Source organism: Sulfurimonas sp. (assembly GCF_047622445.1).
In the GTDB taxonomy this organism is placed as follows: Bacteria; Campylobacterota; Campylobacteria; order Campylobacterales; family Sulfurimonadaceae; genus Sulfurimonas.
Genome location: NZ_JBLHOE010000009.1, coordinates 50,767 through 56,828 on the forward strand (window position 1 = coordinate 50,767; position 6,062 = coordinate 56,828).

The following is a 6,062-nucleotide window of genomic DNA, read 5'->3' on the forward strand; positions in this document are numbered from 1 at the left end:
ATATGTTTCATTGGTTAGAAAAAAATCCATTCTTTTTTGCCTTAGCTGTATTCGCTACAATTGCTTTTGCTGGATTAATTGAAATTGTTCCAAATTTTGCTGCGTCTTCACGTCCTGTAATCGGTACGACACCTTACTCTACATTAGAGTTAGCTGGTCGTCACGTTTATATTAAAAACAGTTGTAATGCTTGTCATTCACAACTTATCCGTCCATTTAAATCTGAGACTGACCGTTATGGTGATTACTCTTTAAGTGGTGAATACGCTTATGATCGTCCTTTTCTTTGGGGTTCTAAAAGAACTGGTCCAGATTTAATGCGTGTTGGTAACTATAGAACTACTGATTGGCATGAAAATCACATGTGGGATCCAGAAAAAGTTGTTCCAGGTACAATTATGCCTGCATACAGATGGATGTTCGTAAACAATACTGATGTAGATACTGCGTATGCAGAAATGATTACTGTTAATAAATTCTTTGGTGTTCCATATAATGAGCCAGTGCCAATGAAAGATGGTTCAACAAAAATAATTAAAATGGCTGACTCACTTCATGACGCACGTAAAGATGCTTTAGAAGAAGCTAGAATAATTGTTAAAGATATGAAGAATCAAGATGTAATTGATGCAGTTGAAGTAGGTAGAATCCCAGAGATTGTAGCTTTAATAGCATACATGAACAGTCTTAAATAGTAAAAGGATCTACAGATGGGAATTGCTGAATTACAATCTTATGGCTTCTTAGCGGTAACAATTTTTTTGACTGTTGCTCTTTATCTGTATATATATCATTTATATAAGAACAGAAAAGATGTCGATGGACACGACTATGAAGATTACAGCAATTTAGCACTTAATGACGATATAACGGATACTCCGGTAAACGCAAAAAATCGTGATAAATAGAAAGAGGAGAGATATATGAATAAGATTTATCTTTGGGGATTTATCGTAACAGCTGCAATGCTTGGTTTCACGTACGTTTCAGTACTTGGAACTAAGGGTGGTTTAAATGGTGATATAGTTAACTTACTTACAATTGCAGCTGCAGCAGCACTTGTTTTAATTACAGTTTTTGTTGTAATTAAATATGTACGTCAAATGCAAACTGACACAGCTGATGGTGAACTAGTGGGCGAAAGTTGGGATGATATTGGTGAATATAAAAATCCAATTCCAACTGGTTGGGCTATTTTATTTTTACTTACAATGGTTTGGGGAATGTGGTACTACACATTAGGTTATCCAGTCCAATCATATTCACAAATTGGTGAATATAATGAAGATGTAGCTGCACACAACAAAAAATTTGAAGCAAAATATGCATCTATAACTGGTGATAGACTAGTTGAAATGGGCGAGTCTGTTTTCTTAGCAGAGTGTAAAATATGTCACGGTTTAACTGCTGATGGTATAGATGGTACTGCTTCAAATCTTAATGTTAGAATAGAAGCTAAAGTTGTTAAACATGCTATTATTAATGGTTCTAACAATATGTTGATGGGTTCTGAGAGTCCAATGCCTGATCGTAACGGTATTTTTAATGCTAATACTGATTCATTAATTAGTGATTCAGAAATTGACTTAGTCTCTGAATTTGTTGCAAATGGTATGACTGGAGCTGGTGCTGATGTATTTGCTGGTGCATGTGCTTCTTGTCATGGTGCAGATGGTAAAGGTATGGAGTATGTTGCTCCTAATATTGCAACTTATGATGAATCTCTTATTGTGAATGTACTTAGTCACGGTAAAAAAGGTGTAATCGGTTCGATGCCTAAATTTGGTAGATTAAACCACAAGCAAAAAGAAGCTGCTGCTGCTTATGTAATTAGCTTGAGTAAGGAATAGTTATGGTAAATGAAAATAGATCTTTGTTTAGTATTCATGGTATGACTGGTTTCTTAATTGCGACAGTAGTACTTGTTGTTGTTGTTCTAGCCTTAGCTTATGCAGCATATCTAGCACAAGTTGAAAATGCAACAAACTATTATAAAGTTGAGCGTTTAAATGAAGTTAAAATGATCGGTTCTGATAGAGCTGATCATATTATAGATGTGAAGTAAGGGAGCAAATAATGGAAAAAATAATTACATTAGGATTAGTTCTTATGGCTGCATATACAATTTATGTGGTTGTAACACCTAACCACCTTTTCATCGGTTAAGGGAAATTCGTTGAGAATTTCAAGAGGGCTTGCGGCCCTCATCCTCGCAACACTTTTTCAAACAACGTTAGTAGCAGAATATTTATACAAAGATGATGTAATAAATAATCCTAAATTTACAGAAAAAATTGAAGGTTTAGGAGAAGAACTATACGAAAAAACAGGTATATCCTTACGTTTAGTAATGATAAGAGATTTACCGAATGAAACAGGTATAGTTGCATATGAAAAAAAGATAATGAGTGAGTTTAGTGAGCCAACTGTCATGTTGACGTTTGCAGAGTTAAATTCTCAAATAGATATCTTTGTGAATGATCCATCTTTATATAAGCATTTTGATAGGGCACAAATCTTAAGTCCTGTTGCGTCAACAGCCCAAGCAGTGGGAGTAGCAATATTCTTTGCTCATAGTTGGGATAACTTTATGGAATTAGCAAGTGATAGTGGTGGTACTATACTTCCAATACTTGGAGCGAAATCAAAACCTGGTGAATTAACTGGAAAGTACTCAGCTGCTATGTATAATGGCTATGTTGATATTGCTGGTCAAATTGCGGAAAGTAAAGGTGCTCAGTTAAATCAAGGTAACGGACAGGGTGGACAATATGTTATGATTACAATAAAAGTGATTTTTTATGGAATCCTTTTAATGGGAATCATTATGTATATAAGAAAAAAATTATACGAGAGAAGGAATAGATAGTGGGAATAATTAGTAGTGGGAAAATTTGGCCATATGCTATATCTATAGCTATTTTAACATTCTTTGGTGCTATAGTGTTCTCAATATCTTGGATTCTTAAAGAAGCACCTGTGCAAAAAAGCGATACCTACATGATGGGATATCACCATGCAGATTTAAATGCAAATGATATTATTCAAGCCGAGATTGATTTCAACAGAAAATACAAGATATCGTATGAAACAGAATTTTTAGCTCAAGAGGGTGCAACTTTAAAGTATAAAGTAACAGACCTTGAAGATAATACTCTTAATAACGCAACAATGAAGATAATCATTACAAGACCAGAACATCATCGATATAAGCAAGAATTAATAAACCCTAGTATAGAAAATGGACTTTATTCATTTTCTGGTTTTACATTAGAAAAACCTGGCCGTTGGGATATTATGGCACATGTTCAAGTTGGTGAAGTAGAACGTTTTTACAATGTAAAAGCAGATACAAGATCTGAAGAGTCTGTCGAGTACTAATCAGTGGATATAACAACTATTGTTCTCCCCTCTGCTCGTGCAATTCGTCACGAGCAACTCTCTATTGATGCGGAGACACTTTTCTTACCAAACTTCATAACAATGAGCGAGTTTATATCTAAGCTCTGTGTAGTGAAAAATTTTACATCTCTTGATGATGACAGTAGGGTTTTACTTTTACTTGAAGCATCAGATTTTAATGCATTTGCTTCTCTTCAAATACAAAGAAATTTTTTTACATTCACGAAAAACTCTTCGTATATATTTAAATTTTTTGAAGAACTTAGTGCAGAAATGTACGATATATCTAAACTAGTAACTTCAGATATATATGGCGAATTTGAAGAGCATATTAGTATATTAAAAGAGCTATATGAAAGATACGAAAAGTTATGTACTGATCGGAATGTCTTAGATAAAATATTTCTTCCTAGGTTATATGATTTTAACACATCTTATATACAAAATCATAAAAATATAGAATTACATGTAGACGGACATCTTACAAACTTTGAATTAGAAGTGCTTTTAGAATGTTGCGAGTATTCGAGTATAACTATTATATTTAATACTACAAAGTTTAATTCAAAAATGCAAAACAGGTTTTTGGAATTAGGTATAGAACTAGAAGTAGGTTATGAATATACTCTCTCCCTTAACACTAAAAAAGTAATATCTGCAAGGCACAGAGAAAAAAATAAAAATATATCTTGTACATCATTTTCAGAATCTATATTACAAATTGCCTTCGTAAAGCAAAAAATCTATGAATTTATAAAAAAAGGCTATAACCCGGAAAATATTGCAATAATTTTACCAGATGAAAAAATGGCTCAAATGTTAAAAAGTTTTGATACAAAATCAAACTTTAACTTTGCAATGGGTGAAGCATATAAAAATACTCTCATTTATCAAAAGCTACATGGCTCTTGTCAAGTCTTAGATCAACAATCAAAAGAGAATTTTGCACGACTTCAAAGAGTTGAAGATGATCTCTATATAAAACTACTACCAATCTATCACAAAAGTAGCGCCGAAGTAGATATTTTAGAATTTTTAGCAGAGTATAAAGAAGGTTTTTCAAATAAAACACATGTAAAAATATTTAATGAAGAACTCTACGGTTTTAAAAATATATTGCCTTATATGCTAGGGATGAAAATTAAATCTCTTCTTTCATTATTTTTACAAAGACTAGCTATGAGAACATTAGATGATGTTCGAGGTGGAAGAATTACTGTTATGGGAGTACTAGAAACCCGTTCAGTTCATTTTGATGCGGTTATTATAGTCGATTTTTCTGATTCGAATGTACCAAAAAAGAGTGACAAAGATATGTTTCTCAATACCCAAGTTCGAGAGATGGCAAAGTTACCAACAATGAAGGATAGAGAGAACTTGCAAAAGCATTATTATGAGATGTTACTCTCAAGATGTGAAGAGGCATCTATTTCATATGTGAGTTCTAGTGAGAGTTCTGCTTCTAGGTTTTTAAAACAATTAAATATTAAAGAAGAAAATAACTTCTCAGAGCAAAAATATGCAAATATACTTTTTGAAACTCTCCCTTTACCGATAAACAAAGATACAAAGATAGTTCAAGAATATAGTTTTAAAGATACAAAGATTTCTGCTACACGACTCAAAACTTTTTTATCATGTAAAAGAAAATATTATTACAAATATGTGATACATCTACAAGGGCATGAGATACCTCGTGATATGCCAAAAGAGTATGAGATAGGTAACAGTGTTCATCTGGCTTTATCAAACTTATACTCTAAAAAGAACACGTATGATGAGCACCGAGAACTGCAAAAAGATCTTGAGCGTGAGTTAGATGCAGTTTGTGGAGATAGTGAGTTAGATAAGTATCTCATTGCGATGCAAAAAAGAAGATTAGAGAAATTTTGTGAAGTGGAAATTGAGCGTTTTAAAGCTAAATGGAAGGTACATTCTTGTGAAGAGAGTTTTGAAATTCCATTTGCAGGCGCTACACTCATAGGTCAAATCGACAGAATTGACAAACGTGATAATGAGATATATGTACTTGACTATAAAACAGGTTCTTATACACTTAACAACAAAAACAACTTCACCGATGCAATAGACTTTCAACTAGAGTTTTATTATCTTTTGTGCGCTGGTTTAGGAAATGTTGTTGGGTGTGCTTTTTATGACTTAAAAGAATCAATAGTTGTTGAGGAAGCATTTTTAAATGAAAAATTAGCAATTTTGGAATCACATATAAAAGACTTACAAAATATAGAGTCAGTTGATTTTGAGTTATGCGAAGATGAAAATCATTGTAAGTTTTGTGACTATAAAACCATGTGTGAAAGGTAGTTTGTAAACTGTATGCATCCACTTTTTATTTATTAAATATTTAGTCTATTTTGACATACACTATACATCTTTAAATTTAAATAAGCATATTGATATTGATTCTGCAATACTTAACTTATAAAAATGTAGCTTTTAATATTTTAAGGCGATGAATCAATTTTTATTTATAGAATGATTTTATATCATTTTATTCAAGTTACCTTATATTGATTTTCGACTTAATGAAAAATATGGGTGCTTAAAACACCTCTCGAACTATGGTATATTGGGAGTAAACAAAGGTTTATTTACAAATGGCTGTAAAAAAGCTCTAAAATATGCATAAATTGTCAATC

Annotated in this window: 7 protein-coding genes; all 7 read left to right on the top strand. The window is 32.4% G+C overall.

Going from position 1 to position 6,062, the window contains the following annotated elements; genetic code table 11:
* Positions 1–2: 2 nt before the first annotated feature.
* A complete protein-coding gene (ccoO, locus tag ACI9TV_RS03540; RefSeq protein WP_415249378.1) occupies positions 3–695 on the top strand; it encodes a cytochrome-c oxidase, cbb3-type subunit II in 693 nt (230 codons plus the stop codon).
* Positions 696–710: 15 nt separating this feature from the next.
* Positions 711–908 carry a cytochrome c oxidase, cbb3-type, CcoQ subunit gene (locus tag ACI9TV_RS03545; protein ID WP_415249379.1) on the top strand — a complete coding sequence of 66 codons (198 nt, stop codon included), beginning with the start codon at positions 711–713 and terminating at the stop codon, positions 906–908.
* A 15-nt stretch (positions 909–923) separates the two neighbouring features.
* Positions 924–1,850 carry a cbb3-type cytochrome c oxidase N-terminal domain-containing protein gene (locus ACI9TV_RS03550; protein ID WP_415249380.1) on the top strand — a complete coding sequence of 309 codons (927 nt, stop codon included), beginning with the start codon at positions 924–926 and terminating at the stop codon, positions 1,848–1,850.
* A 2-nt stretch (positions 1,851–1,852) separates the two neighbouring features.
* Positions 1,853–2,065 (top strand): DUF4006 family protein, encoded by a 213-nt coding sequence (locus ACI9TV_RS03555; protein ID WP_415249381.1) that lies wholly within the window; start codon positions 1,853–1,855, stop codon positions 2,063–2,065.
* Positions 2,066–2,176: 111 nt separating this feature from the next.
* Complete coding sequence (locus ACI9TV_RS03560) at positions 2,177–2,869, top strand: 3-dehydroquinate dehydratase (RefSeq protein WP_415249382.1); 693 nt, start codon at positions 2,177–2,179, stop codon at positions 2,867–2,869.
* Complete coding sequence (locus ACI9TV_RS03565; protein ID WP_415249383.1) at positions 2,869–3,381, top strand: FixH family protein; 513 nt, start codon at positions 2,869–2,871, stop codon at positions 3,379–3,381. The genes ACI9TV_RS03560 and ACI9TV_RS03565 overlap by 1 nt, the downstream gene beginning before the upstream one ends.
* A 3-nt stretch (positions 3,382–3,384) precedes the next feature.
* Positions 3,385–5,727 (top strand): PD-(D/E)XK nuclease family protein, encoded by a 2,343-nt coding sequence (locus tag ACI9TV_RS03570; RefSeq protein ID WP_415249384.1) that lies wholly within the window; start codon positions 3,385–3,387, stop codon positions 5,725–5,727.
* Positions 5,728–6,062 lie beyond the last annotated feature (335 nt).

Excerpts from the sequence above, each read along its gene's own strand:
- ccoO (WP_415249378.1), top strand. The coding sequence starts at position 3 with ATGTTTCATTGGTTAGAAAAAAATCCATTCTTTTTTGCCTTAGCTGTA.
- ACI9TV_RS03545 (WP_415249379.1), top strand. The coding sequence starts at position 711 with ATGGGAATTGCTGAATTACAATCTTATGGCTTCTTAGCGGTAACAATT.
- ACI9TV_RS03550 (WP_415249380.1), top strand. The coding sequence starts at position 924 with ATGAATAAGATTTATCTTTGGGGATTTATCGTAACAGCTGCAATGCTT.
- ACI9TV_RS03555 (WP_415249381.1), top strand. The coding sequence starts at position 1,853 with ATGGTAAATGAAAATAGATCTTTGTTTAGTATTCATGGTATGACTGGT.